Origin of the sequence: Apibacter sp. B3546 (assembly GCF_009827885.1) — a bacterium.
Lineage (GTDB): Bacteria > Bacteroidota > Bacteroidia > Flavobacteriales > Weeksellaceae > Apibacter.
In genome coordinates this window covers 111,605-126,893 of record NZ_WINW01000002.1, presented here as the reverse complement: position 1 = coordinate 126,893, position 15,289 = coordinate 111,605, and the positions used below count along the sequence as shown (strand labels likewise).

The window sequence follows — 15,289 nt, the reverse complement described above, 5'->3', positions numbered from 1 at the left end:
TGATAATTATTTTTTATCGCTTGCTTTCTTTTTCTTTTTATTAAAGTAATCGTATGCAAAATATCCTCCTAACAATAAGATAAATACAGGTATATAATTAGTTTTATCTTTAAGCGGAACATTTGTGTTAACGGTACGAAACATTCTATTCCATCTTATTTTAAATTTGGCAGGATGCCCGAAAGGATCATTTTCGAATAAACCTTGAATGCTTAACCAGGTAAAAATAGGAGTTCCAATAATATGATCTTCCGGTACGTATCCGAAATAACGGCTGTCTAAAGAATTATCTCGGTTGTCCCCCATCATCCAATAATAATTTTGTTGGATGGTATAGGTATTAGTTTCCTTACCGTTTATGTAAAATTTTCCTTCCTTTTCCTTCAAATCATTATATTCATAATTTTTAATGATTCTTCTATATTGATCTATATTTTGACGGGTCAACGTAATAACATCCCCTTTTTTAGGTATCATGAGAGGTCCATATTGAGAGCCGTTCCAACCACTATGAAGGGGAAAAATGGAATTAGTTGTATCAATTTTCGTTTTAGCTATATCTCTATAATGGATGCCCTCCTCTCCTTTGTTTGCATATAAAATCTGAATAGAATCTACTGTATCAAAATTTTTTATTTTGTTTGCATTTTCTTGGGTAAGCCCTTTGAAATAATAAATAGTATTACCCTGTTCGTTCATTCCTTCTTGATAGGTGGCATATCCCAATAGATCTTCAATTTTTCTTTGACTGATTCCGGCTTGGGTTGTATATACTAAATAGTCTCTTTGTTGTTCTTCATCTTTTTTTATTTCTTCAGGTTTTCCATTGATAAATAAATTTCCATCAATCAATTGAATTTTGTCTCCCGGTAAACCCACACAGCGCTTAACATAAGGATCTTTCCTATCTATGGCAGTATGCAAAGAATCTGTAGGATAATTAAAAACAACGATATCATATCTGTTAACCTTTGTCCAACCGGGAAGTCTCATATACGGCAAACGAATTTTATCAACATAAGAATTTATTTGATTTTGAGGTTGTTGATTGTTTCCCAACGGAATTTTATTTTGTAAAAAAGGCAACGCTACCGGAGTCATTGGAATTCTTATTCCATAATTTAACTTACTGACAAAAAGGAAATCTCCTACCAGCAAGGTTCTTTCCATAGAAGCTGTTGGAATGGTAAACGGTTGAATGACAAATGCATGGATGACTGTGGCAAATATAACGGCAAACAATACGGCAGATATAAATGTTTCTTTTCGTTCTTGTTTACCACTGTATTGTGTTTCAGGTGAATAGTTTATATATGCTAAAAAAATAAATGAGAAGAATAAAACTAAAACGGCATCTAAATATGAACGACGATTGTAATGTCTTATAAAATCTACTAGTATAATAGCTCCCATAATTGGACCGACAATCGGGATAAATACTATAATAAGCCACCACCAAGGTCGATGAATAATTTTTAAAGTAACTAAAATATTATAAAAAGGAACTAAGGATTCCCATGCTTTTCTACCTGCTTTTTGAAATAGTTTCCAAGCAGTCAGGAAATAAAATATATTTGAAAGTAAAGCGAATAGTAAATAATAAGTTAAATAATGCATGAGATAATCTTTAAATCTTTTTAATATTTAGTTATTTAGTAGCCTAAAATAAAATAGTTTTTATCTAAAAGCCTAATACATCTTTCATGGTGAATACCCCTTTTTTTCCGATAAGCCATTGGGCTGCAATTAATGCTCCCATAGCAAATCCTTTTCTAGAATGGGCTACGTGTTTCAGTTCAATATCGTCTATAGGCGAATTATAAATCACAGTATGTGTTCCGGGAACATCATGAACTCTCTTAGCTTCAATTCCCAATAAATTATTATTGGTTTTATAGGATAAATTCCATCCGTCAAAACCATAAATCGGTATGATTTCATCGGCAAGCGTTATGGCAGTACCACTCGGTGCATCTTTTTTTTCTGTATGATGAATTTCTTCAATGTGAACCGTATATTCTTGGTACTTCTGCATTATTTCAGCCGCTCTTTTATTTATTTCGAAAAATAAATTAACGCCTAAACTGTAATTGGAAGAATATATAAATCCCCCGTTATGCTTTGCGCAATATTCTTTTACTTGAGGAAGCTTATCTAACCAGGCAGTTGTTCCACAAACAACAGGTATACCCAATTCTAAACAAGCAATTACATTTTCATAAGCAGTAGAAGGAGTTGAAAATTCAATAGCTACATCCGCACCATTTAAATTTTTTTGAGTTGGTTTTTCTTCTAATCGGGCTACAATTTCGTGATTATGATTTTTAGCTATTTCTTCAATGGCTTTACCCATTTTACCATAACCTACTAAAGCTATTTTCATAAGAATATATATTATTTTTTATAAACATTAATCATTTTAAAAAGACAAGCAAAATGAAAGTCCTACTTTTTGATTAGTAAACCAGGTATCGGCGTCTTCCATAATAACGGGTCGTACGGCAAGATCTTTATCTTTGTCGAATATTGAAAGATGGGCGTCAACGGTGGCATCAACAATATTTAAAAGATAAGCCAGAGAAGTCAGCACAATCGCATAATCTCTGTTTCTCCTTTCCGAATCTTGAGCGTTAGCTAAAACTTTAGGACTGATTCCTGCTACATCTGAAAATTGATGCTTTTGTCCGCTAAGTTCCGCTAAATAGGCTTTGTGATATTTATTATATCGATTGTCGTAATATTTTATAAAACCAATCCCCGCACCAATAACTCCTAACACAATAGGAGCTTTAATATATTTTTTATTGTACAATTGTCCTAAACCGGGAAGTATGGCAGAGTATAAAGAAGCTTTCAGAGGGCTTCTTAACATCGTTTGAGTCAGAGAATCTGTATGATTAATATTGCGTATTATAACGCCATCATCACTAATGGTGGCATGGTTTGTTTCTTGATTTTGCGCTAAAATAAAACAAGTAAGAAATAATGAAAGTATAACCAATATTTTCTTTCGTATCATTCTAATAATTTCTGAATTCTTTCAAATTCTTCCGTGGAATCAAAATTAATGATAATTTTTCCTTTTCCTTTTTCTGTAGCCTTTATTTCAATAGTTGTTTCGAAATAATCCTCAAAATTTTTCAAACCCTTTTTTAAATGATTGGGTAATTCTTTTTCTTTGGAAACTTTTTTACTTTTAGGATTTTTAAAGGTTCGAATGAAACTTTCGGTTTGTCTTACGGATAATTGTTCACGTACAATTTTTTCATAAACAAATAATTGTTTCTCTTGCTCTTCCAAGGATATGAGCGCTCTTCCATGTCCCATGGAAATTATCCCGTCTCGGATTCCTGTTTGGATAATCGGAGAAAGTTTTAAAAGTCTTAAATAATTGGTTATGGTGCTTCTGTCCTTCCCTACTCTGTTACTCAAGTTTTCTTGAGTTATATTGATTTCTTCAATTAATTTTTCAAAGCTTAAGGCAATTTCAATAGGATCCAGATCTTTTCGTTGAATATTTTCAACTAAAGCCATTTCTAAAAGTTCCTGATCGTTAGCTAATCGAACAAATGCAGGTAATTTTTTTAAACCGGCCTGTTTGGAAGCGCGATATCTCCTTTCTCCCGAAATTAAATCGAATTTGTCTCCATTTTTACGAACGGTTATTGGTTGTATTAATCCTAACTGTTTAATAGAAATAGATAATTCATCTAATGCTTTTTGATCAAAATTAGTTCTGGGTTGATTGGGATTGGTTATGATATCATCAAGTGAAATTTCCAAAATGTTACCTACTAATTCTTCTGCTCCTTTTTCTTCTGCAGAATTAACTTTTTTAGAATTCTCACTTAAGATTGCGGATAGACCTCTACCCATAGCTCTTTTTTTGTCTATAGCCATAATTTATTTAACTTCAGCCTTGTTTTTATTTAATACTTCTTCAGCAAGTAAGATATAGTTTATAGCACCTTTGCTTTCTGCATCATATTTTAGTATGGATTCTCCAAAACTCGGAGCTTCACTTAATCGCACATTTCTTTGTATGAGACTGTCAAACACCATATCCGGAAAATGAGTTTTGACTTCTTCCACCACTTGGTTCGATAAACGTAAACGGGCATCATACATAGTTAATAATAACCCTTCAATAGTTAGATCCGGATTGTGCAGTTTTTGCACGCTGTTTATCGTATTAAGGAGTTTTCCTAAACCTTCTAAGGCGAAATATTCACATTGGATGGGAATTATTACAGAATCGGCAGCAGTTAAAGCATTTAAAGTAATTAATCCTAATGACGGGGCACAATCAATGATTATGAAGTCATATTCATCTTTTATATCTTTTAAAGCTTCTTTTAACATGTATTCTCTATTGACCTTGTCAACCAATTCAATTTCAGCAGCAACAAGATCTATATGAGCCGGTATTAATTCCACATTTGGGGAAGTAGAAGGTTGTATGGCATCTTTGGCAGAAGCACTGTGTTCCAACACTTCATATGTACCATATTCTACTTCTTCGATATTAATACCTAATCCGGAACTGGCATTTGCCTGAGGGTCTGCATCGATGAGTAAAACTTTTTTTTCAAGCACCCCTATGGCCGCAGCCAAATTTACGGCTGTGGTGGTCTTTCCAACTCCTCCTTTTTGATTAGCTATAGCAATAATTTTTCCCATCAGTATAATAAAATTTCAAGCTGTAAAAATACAATTTTTAAACGGTATATTCAGAAAAAATTATCAACATTAGAGGGATTTATAGCAGGTTATTGACTATTTTTTTGGTATTATTATGCTGTTTTTTCTCTCTAATTTAATTATTTTACTTTGAACTTTATTTTAATTTTATTTGGTTTTAAACATTCATCGCAAAAGTATTACAAGTTAAAAAGTTTGCTCTTTATTATATATTAAAAAAATAGTTTAGAATATATAACTTTAAATTAAACCTTTTAAAATATGCTTTGTCAATAAAGTTGTAAATCTAAAGTTATATGAAAAAAATAATTTTTGTAGGAGCATTAGTATTTTCCTCTACTTTTGCTTTTACACAATCTAAATGTGAGGATCCTAAGGATCATGATAAAAAAGAAGAAAAAGTGAAAGAGATGAGGGATAGGATGGCTAAAGAACTTAATTTAACGGAAGATCAAATTAAAAAGATTAATTTAATTGAGGATAAATATAAAAGCCGTGAAGATGAGTTGAGGAAAAAATCAGAAGAATTGCGTCAACAAATTCATCAATTAAAAGAAGATAAAAAATCTGAAATAAATAAAGTTTTTACTGAAGAACAAAGACAAAAGCTTAAGAAAATTAAAGAGGATATGCATAATAAAAAGCATTTACATAAACAGGGTAAAAAATTTCATTCCTAGAGAAAATAGTATATAATACAATTCTTATTTCAATTAAAAAGAGCTTCTATCTAATAGAAGCTCTTTTTAATTTTATAGTATATATATTATTATCAAAAAGTTAAGAAAAATTTTGCATGTCAATTAATTTTTTATAAATACCATTTTTCTCCAATAATTCAGCATGAGTTCCTTGTTCCATTATTTTTCCTTTATCCATCACCACAATCATATCTGCATTGACAATGGTTGATAATCTATGAGCTATAACCAGGGATGTTCTGTTAGACATAAGATTATCTAAAGCATCTTGTACCAATCGTTCACTTTGAGTATCTAATGCAGAAGTTGCTTCATCTAAAATCATGATAGGTGGATTTTTCAATATAGCTCTGGCAATAGCAATTCTTTGTTTTTGTCCACCCGATAATTTTCCGCCTCCTTCACCAATGGTTGTTTCGAAACCTTCCGGCATTTGCTCAATGAATTCCAGTGCATTGGCAACTTTAGCAGCTTCTATAACTTCTTGCATGGATGCATTTGGATTGCTTAATTTAATATTATTGGCAATGGTATCATTGAATAATATGGATTCTTGGGTAACCATGCCCAGTAATTTACGGTAAACTTTTAAATTTAAATCTCTTAAATCATGACCATCCACATAAATCACGCCGCTGTCTACGTCATAAAATCGTGCAATTAAATTGGCTAAAGTAGTTTTACCGCTACCGCTTTGTCCCACTACTGCTATTGTTTTGCCTTTAGGTATAAATAAATTTACATCTTGAAGAATGGGATGTCCGTCAACATATTGGAAATTAATATTTTTCAGTTGAATTCCTTCTTTTATTTCGGATAATTCTATGGCATGTTCCGGTTCGTAAATCTGTATGCTGGTTTCTAATGTTTCCACCAAGCGATCTGTAGAGGCCGTACCTTTATGTAAATTCGTAATGGAAGTTGATAAGGTTTTGGCCGGTTCCAATAATTGAAAAAATAGAGCTATATAGACTAAAAAGGAAGGAAGATTTAAACCTTCACCGTCTAAAATAAGAACTCCGCCGTACCAGGTTATAAAAATCATGGCAACAGAACCTAAAAATTCAGAAGAGGGCGAAGCAAGTTCATATTTTTTCATCATATTTATAGATAGCCTTCTGAGATTAAGAACGCTATTCATAAATCTGTTTTTCATGGATTCTTCGGCATTGAAAATTTTGATTATTTTAGTTCCGTTTAGCGTTTCATCAATTACTGAAAGTACATTACCCGATTCGGCTAATCCCTTTTTAGCATCTTTTTTCAAACTTTTTCCAATTGCGGAAATAATCCACGCCATAAAAGGCAGAACAATAAATGCTATTAAAGTTAACGAAGGGCTGATGGTGATCAAAGCAATAAGAGTAAAAAGAATGGAAAAAGGCGTTCTCCAAAGCTCTAAAATAGAAGTTAAAATATTGCCTTCCACCTCTCCTACATCTCCGGAAAGTCGTATCATAATATCCCCTTTTTTTCGATCAGTGAAATAAGAAACCGGAAGCGTAAGGATTTTATCATACATAGCAACCCGCAAATCTTTGGAAACTCCGCTACGTAGCAGTACAATAAAATATTGAGCTAAATATCTGAAAATATTTCTAAATAAAAATAAAACTATAACAGTAACACAAAGATAAGCTAAAATCGTTTTAGGATTGGTTCCTTCAAGGGAATGATCTAAAAATACATAAAATTTATATTTCAGCTCAGCCATCATACCCGTTGAGGCTTGCATTTCTTTTTTCGTTTGTTCAATTAAAATTTGATTTTTTCCTCCTAAAAGCATTTCCAAAATAGGCATAATGGAAAAAACGGAAACTATTGAAAATAAAGAATATAAAACGTTAAATAGAATTCCTAATATAAATTCTTTTTTGTAGGGAGAGGCAAATTTTTTTAGTATTTTTTTTAATGATTTCATGCTACCTTGAGATTAATACAAAGGTAAACAAAAATTCGATTCTATTTTGTCAAAAAGTAGCTTGTATTCCAATATGAATTTTAGAATCTGAAAAATTTACAGGTTCAGAATCGTATTTACCAACGGCATAGTTCAATGAAAAAATTCCGAAACGTGTTAAAAAGCTAATTCCTACTCCGGTTCCCAATAAAAAGGGGCTTGTATTTTGATTTTTATTCTCAATCCATGCAACATCTGTAAATAAACTTAAATACAGTTCTTCAAACGGAACGTATCTGTATTCTAAACTTCCGATGATATACGCATTGGCATAAATGGATTGTTCATTGAATCCGCGAATAGTTTTCAAACCACCGATTTTAAATAATTCATTTACTGTCAACGTATCCGAAAGTAAGGTTGAAGCATTTATTTTCGGTTTTAGATAATGAGAAGCAGATAATTTTATTAGTTTCTCTAGGGAAGCACTTACATTATACTCAGTTAAATTTTTTCGATTTTCCGGTATATTCCTATATGCAATTCCTTTTATAGAGTATAAATTTTTAGGACCTAAAATTTCGTTTTCATTTCTTTCTTTGTATTGATAACTTATGCCTAATCCTGTTTTGGAAAAGTTGTTATTATTATCTAATTCCGATACATATCGTGAGTTTTCATATAATCCTTCTATACCTAACCGTTGATTTACGGTATATTGATAATATATATGTTCATTCAGTCGAATGGTTGCATACGTGCTGTCTTGTTTAAGTATAGTTAACGATGTTTCCGATCCGAATTTAGATTTAAAAAGATAGGGCACGTTTACTTGAACTTCAAAGTTTTGAGATTTATCCGGTGTAGATAACCAATTTAAGTTAATGGTTTCAAATGAATTCAATACATTACCCAATGAAAGCTGAAGCTGGCCGTTGACTTTGAATTTACCTTTTTCGTCATTACCAAAGCCTACCATGCCGTCCAATGAACTGGCTTTTCTTTTTTTCAAATATAAATAAATTTTGGTGGAATCGGGGGTGAATAATACTTGCGGATTTTTTTCTTCAGCTATAAATGCTGTTCCTTGTAACATTGCTGAAATTTCTTTAAGTCGCTCGTCTGTATAGGTTTTACCAAGAAATCCATATTCTAATTCTTTTATTATTCCTCGAGGGATTTTGGTATATCCGTTTAAAACAAATGAATTGATGAGCCTTTTTTGATGAAGTTCAACATGTATGGATGCTTCTAATGGTTCATTTGCAAGGAATAATTGTGTGTGGACTTGGTTAAATGCATATCCTTTTTTTATATAATAATAATGGATTACTCCTGCTAAAGAATCAATATTATCTGTTTGAAAATAATTTTTGTTAGTAATTGCCGCTTGTGAAAGAGAGTCTAATTGTACCCATACTTTTTTGTAAAATTTTCCTCTGTTAATATAAACTAAGGTTTCTTTTTTATCTTTTTTTAAAGAATCCAGTTTTAAGGTATAAAAACCTAGATCTACTAAAGAATCCAAAATTGAACCTACTTTATTTTCTGAATAGGTTTTTGAAAACCAAAGTTTTTGATTATTATATATCTTAATGAAATTTTTTTCTACTTGGCCATGAAGCAAAATGGGAAAAATAATTATATAAATATAGAGCAGCTTAAATTTCATAAGTTGTACTAACAAAAAAGCTCAATGGTAAGGTACAAATTTAAAACTAAATTATTTTATATTTTTATTTAATAAAGTTCTTTAGTTTTTTGTAGGCTTCAATATAAATGATGCTATTAATGGGAAAATAACAGATATTTTACTATAATCGTCTTATAATGAATTATATAAATAAATATATACTATCTATTTAATTATGGATATGCATGCATTTCCTCTAATTAAATCTAAAATATTTTGTGAATTTTTTATTAACTAAAATTTGAAAGAAAATATAAGAGGTTATATATCAAAATTTTAAGATTTAAGGTTATTTGAGTTAATAATTTCTAACATATGCTCTTTACCTATAGTATGGGCTGCTTTAAGTGACAGAATCCATTGGATGGTATGATCCAGCTTTTCTTGTTTTTTTATACTATCTTTTTGATTGATATAATGAAGAAGCATAAATAGTATTGAAAAAATAAGTAAAATAATAGTCAATGCAAAAGCGGGATTAAATTGTTGATAGGCGGAAGATGATGGGTTTACATCATAGATACAATTAACTAATAAAACAAGGGCGGAAATTATAAACAATCCAATAGCTGTCATATAATTAAGCAATGATAATTGTCTTACTTGCTTTATTTTTTGTTCAGAACTAGCTATCCATAATTTAAATTCTTCTTCTATGTTTTTCCAAGAATCAGAAGTATTGTTTTGTTCTTTATTAATGAGCGTAAATTCATCGGTAGTAAAATGAGTGAATACCCAATATTCCCATCCCAAGCCTAAAGCCAAAACAATTACAATAAAAATTATAGAAAGAAAACTGTAAAATATCTCTTGGATGATATGATAATAAAATCCTAAACCTACTAAGACTAACACTAATAGGGTAACTAAAAAATACTTTAAGGATCCTGAATTTTTTTTCTTCTTTTGATCATTATCTTTTTTATCGATATTATCAATAGTATTTCCTATATTTTGTTTATCTGATATATTTTTATTCATTTTATAAATTTATTAACAAAATTATATAATATTTTAATAAATTCATAAAAAATTAACGTAAAATACCTCCGGTTACCATTCTACCGGAATTTATGGTTTGCCTTCTTGCCGAAAAAAATAAATGAGGTTGAGTAACCGTACATAAATTTTTTATTTCAATATGATGAGCGATACAACCTGCTTGTTCCAGTAGCAACTGATTTGCTTTTCTAAGATCAATATGATATTTTCGGGTTTCTTTATTTTTAAAACTAATTAGATTACTATCAAAACCTTCTTTAATAAAATCTTCTATGACATGATCTCCTACTTCAAAACAGTTCGCGCAAATGCACGGACCAATTCCTACTCTGATATTTTCAGGTTTGCAATTAAAAAGACGTACCATTTCCGACAGAGTTTTTAAAGCAATTTTGCTAACGGTTCCTCTCCATCCTGCATGAATGGCTGCCAAAGTTTGGGTTAAAGGATCATAAAGTACTATAGGTACACAATCGGCTGTAGTTATTCCTATGCAAATTTCCTTTTCTTGAGTCAGTAAAGCATCTTTATTTTGAAGAATTTCAGATTGTTTATCACTTGTTAAATCTAAAAAATTTCGATCAATAAGTAACACGTGATTGCTGTGAGTTTGAACAGGTATAAATAATTTATGGTTTGAAATACCTATCTCATTACAGAGTCTTTTTCTGTTTTCAATCACATTTTTCGGATCATCACCGGAAGTAGTTCCTAAGTTGAACGATGCATAATTCCCGATACTTACTCCTCCTTCAATTGTAGTTGTAAAGTGGGTTAATTCTCTGTATGCAGATAAATTATCAAATGTCAGAAAATTCATATAGTTAAAAGAGAATATTTATAAACTCATCAATTCTAGAGTGTTCTATATAAATTCTTAATGGGCTTCCAGCCAATTGGGGCCCACTCCAACATCTACTATTAAAGGAACTTCCATACGTACGGAGTTTTCCATTGTATTTTTAATCAGTGTCGATACTTCCTTAATTTCTTCATCGGGAGCATCGAAAACCAATTCATCGTGCACTTGTAACAAAAGTTTGGTTTGAAATTTTCTTTCCTGCAACAGTTCATGAATTTGTATCATGGCAATTTTAATTACGTCTGCTGCAGTTCCCTGAATGGGTGCATTTACTGCATTTCTTTCTGCATGAGAACGCACTACGCTGTTTCCGGAATGGATATCCGGCAAATATCTTCTTCTTCCCAATAAGGTTTCTACATATCCGTTTTTTCGTGCTATCTGTACTTGTTCCGAAATGTATTCTTTTAAAACGGGATAAGCCTGATAATAAGCATCAATCAAACTTTTAGATTCGGATCTAGATAATCCGGTTTGTTCACTTAATCCGAATGCAGATACTCCGTAAATGATACCAAAGTTAACCGTTTTCGCTTGAGAGCGCTGCTCTTTAGTCACTTGATCCATAGGTACATGAAATACTTTTGATGCGGTAGCCCTATGGAAGTCCTCACCGTTTTTAAAGGAAGTGATCATGGTGGGATCTTTACTCATGGCTGCAATGATTCTCAATTCAATTTGGGAATAATCGGCAGAAATTATTTTATGTTTAGAATCCTTTGCTATAAAGGCTTTACGTACTTCTTGCCCTCTTTCGGTTCTAATAGGAATATTTTGAAGATTGGGATTATTAGAAGCTAAACGACCGGTAGCAGCTACAGTTTGTGCAAAGGTTGTGTGTACTCTTCCCGTTAGTGGATTTACCTCATTGGGTAGGGCATCAACATAGGTAGATTTTAATTTTTGCAGCTGTCTGTATTCTAATAATAAATCTATAATTTTATGTTTATGCGCCAGCTTTAATAAAACATCTTCGCCGGTTGCATATTGACCTGTTTTGGTTTTTCTGGGCTTAGTACCTAATTTTAATTTATCAAAAATAATATCTCCTAATTGTTTGGGTGAACTGATATTAAATTCTTCTCCGGCTAGAGAATAAATTTCTTTTTCCAACTTAGACAGGTCTTCAACTAATTCTTTAGACATTTCGCCTAATGCTTTGATATCTAAATTGATACCTTCCCATTCCATGTCTTCCAACACCTTCATTAAGGGCATTTCTATGTCATCAAAAAGCTTTTTAAGATTATCATGTTTGAGTTGAGGTTCAAATTTGTCTTTAAGCTGTAAGGTAATATCAGAATCTTCAACCGCATATTCTTTTTGCAATTCAATAGGAACGGAAGAAAACAATTTTTGATTTTTTCCTTTTTTTCCGATTAAAGATTCTATGGGAACAGGCTTGTAATTAAGCTCTGTTTCAGCCAATAAGTCCATATTATGCCTTGCATCGGGGTTGATTAAGTAATGTGCAATCATGGTATCAAAAAGTACCCCTTTAACTTCTACCTTATATTTTCTTAAAACTTTACAATCATACTTCAAGTTTTGGCCTACTTTATCTATATTTTCATCTTCGAAAACCGGTCGGAGAAGTTCTATAAATTTTTGTGTTTTTTCTTTGTCCTTAGTACTAAAAGGTACATAGTACCCTTTTGCCTTTTCATACGAAAATGAAATACCGACTAATTCCGCGATCATGGAATCAGTTGAAGTAGTTTCCGTATCAAAGCATACAATTTTTTGCTTTAAAAGCTTATCTACCAACAATTTTACTGCCACAGGCGTTTCTGTCAGTTGATAGAGATGATCTGTATTTTCAATAGTTTTCCAGTTGGCGCTTTCTTTCATTTCAATGTCCTGATCGGTTGTATCAAACAACGATCTTTGTCCATTTACCGGAGCTTTACCGGAAGAATTTTTTTCTAAATTAGATTCGCTTTCAGAGATAATATGATACGTTTTCTGAAAATTTGTAATCATATTTCTAAACTCTAATTCTTCAAAAATTTTAATGACCTCATCAACATTCGGCTGATCCACCGTTAAACTTTCATAATTAAATTCGATAGGAACATGAGTATCAATGGTTGCCAATTTTTTTGATAAAAGGCCTAGTTCCTCATTTGCTTCCACTTTTTCTCTCATTTTTCCTTTTAATTCAGAAGAATGAGCAAATAAGTTTTCAATGCTTCCGTATTCTTTAATAAATTGTCTAGCCGTTTTTTCGCCTACACCGGGTATTCCGGGTATATTGTCTACACTGTCTCCCATCATGCCCAAAAGGTCAATAACTTGAGACGGATTTTTAACTTCGAATTTTTCTTTAACAGATTCTACATCCCAAATTTCAATATCGTTTCCTCTGGATGCCGGTTTAAAAACAAAGATATTTTCGGAAACTAATTGCGCATAGTCTTTATCCGATGTCATCATATAGGTTGTATATCCCTGCTTTTCCGCTTTTTTTGCCAAAGTTCCTATAACATCATCGGCTTCGTACCCTTCTTTCCAAAGACAAGGAATATGTAATGCTTCCATCAGTTTATGGATATAAGGAACAGCTATGCGTATAGCCTCCGGTGTTTCTTGCCGATTGGCTTTGTATTCTTTATAAACCTGATGACGGAACGTTTCTCCCACATCAAAAACTACTGCCAGATGTGATGGCTTTTCTTTTTTCATTAAATCGAAAAGCGTATTGGTAAATCCGAAAATAGCTGAAGTATTTAACCCTTTTGAATTGATTCTTGGGTTTTTTATAAAGGCATAATAAGCTCTGAATATAAGAGCATAGGCATCAATCAGAAATAGTTTTTTATCGCAATCTTGACTGGTCATTCTTTAGGGTTATCTGTGTTTTTATTTTCAAATATAAGATATTTGAAGTTAACACTTGTTGCAAAATGTAAAAAGAAAAACCTTTAAGATATTAATTGAAAAAATGTTTATATTGATTTTAAAGTAGTAAATCCTGAAGAATTCTAAAATATCAATGATTTATACCGATAGTAATTTTAACACGTAAAGGATTTATTTAACAGATAAATAGAACTTTATAGAGTAGTATCTTTTTAAAATGATTTATAAATAATAAACTTTATATAATTCATTAAGATAAAATGGTAGTTAATAGCGAATTATATAAAGTTTATTATGTAAGAATTTAGTCTTCTTGACCTTTTAGTTTTTCTGCATTTTCGGCAATTTTTACCGCTTCAATCATTTCATCAATATCTCCATTCATAAAGTTATCTAAGTTATAGATGGATTTATTAATACGATGATCCGTTACACGACCTTGCGGGTAATTATAAGTACGAATTTTAGCCGAACGGTCTCCGGTGGATACCATTGTTTTTCTGTGTGCCGAAATTTTATCAAGATGCTCTTGCAACTTCATATCGTATAATTTGTTACGAAGCATTTGTAACGCCATCTCTCTATTGGCATGTTGTGAACGTGCTACCTGACATTGAATCATTATTCCGGTGGGCTTATGCGTAAGCTGAACTTTGGTTTCTACTTTATTAACGTTCTGTCCTCCTGCTCCACTAGATCGAGCGGTTTGATATTCTAAATCTGCCGGATTAATTTCAACATCTACTTCTTCAGCTTCGGGTAAAACAGCTACGGTTATGGCCGAAGTATGTACTCTTCCTTGTGATTCAGTTTCGGGAACCCTTTGAACTCGGTGTACTCCCGATTCAAATTTCATGGTTCCGTAAGCTCCTTCTCCACTAACATTAATAATCATTTCTTTATATCCTTTAACGCTACCTTCCGTAGCGTCTACTACTTCAAAGTTCCAACCCTTTTGTCTCCAATACATGGTATACATTCGGAAAATGTCTTCCACAAAAATAGCCGATTCATCACCCCCCGTTCCGGCTCTTAATTCAACGGTGATATTTTTGTCGTCTTCAGGATCTTTTGGAATTAACATATATTTTATGTTTTCTTCCATTTCAGGAATTTTGGCTAAGGCATCATTTTTTTCTTCTTTTGCCAATTCAACCATATCAGGATCAATGCCTTCTTTAATAATTTCATCGGCATCGGAAACTGTATTAAGTAAGGATTTGTATTGATGATAGATTTCTACTATTTTATTTAAGTCTTTATATTCTTTGTTTAGTTGAGCATATCTTTTTTGGTCTGAAATAACATCCGGTTGAATGATTAAATCTGATACTTCATCAAATCTTTGTTTTATAGCCTCTAATTTTGATACTAAATCTGACATATATACTGATGGTTTAAGTTTGCAAATGTACAACTTTGATAGAATATTTTCAGCTTCTTACTTTTATATATATTTTTTTAAAAATTACTTTTGAAAGTTTCAAGTAAGTATTTTAAATCAATAATGCTTTGAAAGTCGATTAAACCGGAAGTTCAGTTGTTTAATTAATTATTCTGAATATAAA

The 15,289-nt window shown here is 31.7% G+C and carries 12 protein-coding genes; 1 reads left to right on the top strand and 11 read right to left on the bottom strand.

Annotated elements, in window-relative coordinates; all coding sequences use genetic code 11:
• Positions 1-6: 6 nt before the first annotated feature.
• The 5 genes from lepB to GFU93_RS00680 all read right to left on the bottom strand — a co-directional run bounded on the left by lepB (position 7) and on the right by GFU93_RS00680 (position 4,680).
• A complete protein-coding gene (lepB, locus tag GFU93_RS00700; RefSeq protein WP_160566171.1) occupies positions 7-1,617 on the bottom strand; it encodes a signal peptidase I in 1,611 nt (536 codons plus the stop codon).
• A gap of 64 nt (positions 1,618-1,681) precedes the next feature.
• Positions 1,682-2,383 (bottom strand): 4-hydroxy-tetrahydrodipicolinate reductase, encoded by a 702-nt coding sequence (gene dapB, locus GFU93_RS00695; RefSeq protein ID WP_105297600.1) that lies wholly within the window; start codon positions 2,381-2,383, stop codon positions 1,682-1,684.
• Positions 2,384-2,419: 36 nt separating this feature from the next.
• A complete protein-coding gene (locus tag GFU93_RS00690) occupies positions 2,420-3,019 on the bottom strand; it encodes a DUF5683 domain-containing protein (RefSeq protein ID WP_160566168.1) in 600 nt (199 codons plus the stop codon).
• Positions 3,016-3,900, bottom strand: coding sequence for a ParB/RepB/Spo0J family partition protein (locus GFU93_RS00685; RefSeq protein ID WP_105297598.1), 885 nt, complete (start codon positions 3,898-3,900; stop codon positions 3,016-3,018). The genes GFU93_RS00690 and GFU93_RS00685 overlap by 4 nt, the downstream gene beginning before the upstream one ends.
• Before the next feature lie 3 nt (positions 3,901-3,903).
• Complete coding sequence (locus GFU93_RS00680; protein ID WP_160542095.1) at positions 3,904-4,680, bottom strand: ParA family protein; 777 nt, start codon at positions 4,678-4,680, stop codon at positions 3,904-3,906.
• Positions 4,681-4,997: 317 nt separating this feature from the next.
• On the opposite strand from GFU93_RS00680, the gene GFU93_RS00675 reads away from it, so the two are divergent.
• Complete coding sequence (locus tag GFU93_RS00675; protein WP_160566165.1) at positions 4,998-5,381, top strand: Spy/CpxP family protein refolding chaperone; 384 nt, start codon at positions 4,998-5,000, stop codon at positions 5,379-5,381.
• Positions 5,382-5,481: 100 nt separating this feature from the next.
• Here the strand turns inward: GFU93_RS00675 and GFU93_RS00670 are convergent, their stop codons facing one another.
• From GFU93_RS00670 to prfA, 6 genes are all read right to left on the bottom strand, one after another.
• On the bottom strand, positions 5,482-7,323 hold the full coding sequence (locus GFU93_RS00670) for an ABC transporter ATP-binding protein (RefSeq protein WP_160566162.1): 1,842 nt from the start codon (positions 7,321-7,323) through the stop codon (positions 5,482-5,484).
• A 49-nt stretch (positions 7,324-7,372) separates the two neighbouring features.
• Positions 7,373-8,974, bottom strand: a complete 1,602-nt coding sequence (locus tag GFU93_RS00665) for a BamA/TamA family outer membrane protein (protein ID WP_160566159.1) — start codon at positions 8,972-8,974, stop codon at positions 7,373-7,375.
• A gap of 297 nt (positions 8,975-9,271) precedes the next feature.
• The gene (locus tag GFU93_RS00660; RefSeq protein ID WP_160566156.1) at positions 9,272-9,976 is read right to left on the bottom strand and encodes a hypothetical protein; all 705 of its coding nucleotides are present in this window, start codon (positions 9,974-9,976) and stop codon (positions 9,272-9,274) included.
• A gap of 52 nt (positions 9,977-10,028) precedes the next feature.
• Positions 10,029-10,817: a peptidoglycan editing factor PgeF gene (gene pgeF, locus GFU93_RS00655; protein ID WP_160566153.1), complete on the bottom strand. Its 789-nt coding sequence runs from the start codon at positions 10,815-10,817 to the stop codon at positions 10,029-10,031.
• A gap of 57 nt (positions 10,818-10,874) precedes the next feature.
• Positions 10,875-13,700 carry a DNA polymerase I gene (polA, locus tag GFU93_RS00650; protein WP_160566150.1) on the bottom strand — a complete coding sequence of 942 codons (2,826 nt, stop codon included), beginning with the start codon at positions 13,698-13,700 and terminating at the stop codon, positions 10,875-10,877.
• Between the two features lie 325 nt (positions 13,701-14,025).
• A complete protein-coding gene (prfA, locus tag GFU93_RS00645) occupies positions 14,026-15,105 on the bottom strand; it encodes a peptide chain release factor 1 (RefSeq protein ID WP_105297590.1) in 1,080 nt (359 codons plus the stop codon).
• Between the last annotated feature and the right edge of the window lie 184 nt (positions 15,106-15,289).

What these genes read in the sequence shown, in the direction of transcription:
- lepB (WP_160566171.1), bottom strand. Translation starts at nt 1,617, where the DNA reads ATGCATTATTTAACTTATTATTTACTATTCGCTTTACTTTCAAATATA.
- dapB (WP_105297600.1), bottom strand. Translation starts at nt 2,383, where the DNA reads ATGAAAATAGCTTTAGTAGGTTATGGTAAAATGGGTAAAGCCATTGAA.
- GFU93_RS00690 (WP_160566168.1), bottom strand. Translation starts at nt 3,019, where the DNA reads ATGATACGAAAGAAAATATTGGTTATACTTTCATTATTTCTTACTTGT.
- GFU93_RS00685 (WP_105297598.1), bottom strand. Translation starts at nt 3,900, where the DNA reads ATGGCTATAGACAAAAAAAGAGCTATGGGTAGAGGTCTATCCGCAATC.
- GFU93_RS00680 (WP_160542095.1), bottom strand. Translation starts at nt 4,680, where the DNA reads ATGGGAAAAATTATTGCTATAGCTAATCAAAAAGGAGGAGTTGGAAAG.
- GFU93_RS00675 (WP_160566165.1), top strand. Translation starts at nt 4,998, where the DNA reads ATGAAAAAAATAATTTTTGTAGGAGCATTAGTATTTTCCTCTACTTTT.
- GFU93_RS00670 (WP_160566162.1), bottom strand. Translation starts at nt 7,323, where the DNA reads ATGAAATCATTAAAAAAAATACTAAAAAAATTTGCCTCTCCCTACAAA.
- GFU93_RS00665 (WP_160566159.1), bottom strand. Translation starts at nt 8,974, where the DNA reads ATGAAATTTAAGCTGCTCTATATTTATATAATTATTTTTCCCATTTTG.
- GFU93_RS00660 (WP_160566156.1), bottom strand. Translation starts at nt 9,976, where the DNA reads ATGAATAAAAATATATCAGATAAACAAAATATAGGAAATACTATTGAT.
- pgeF (WP_160566153.1), bottom strand. Translation starts at nt 10,817, where the DNA reads ATGAATTTTCTGACATTTGATAATTTATCTGCATACAGAGAATTAACC.
- polA (WP_160566150.1), bottom strand. Translation starts at nt 13,700, where the DNA reads ATGACCAGTCAAGATTGCGATAAAAAACTATTTCTGATTGATGCCTAT.
- prfA (WP_105297590.1), bottom strand. Translation starts at nt 15,105, where the DNA reads ATGTCAGATTTAGTATCAAAATTAGAGGCTATAAAACAAAGATTTGAT.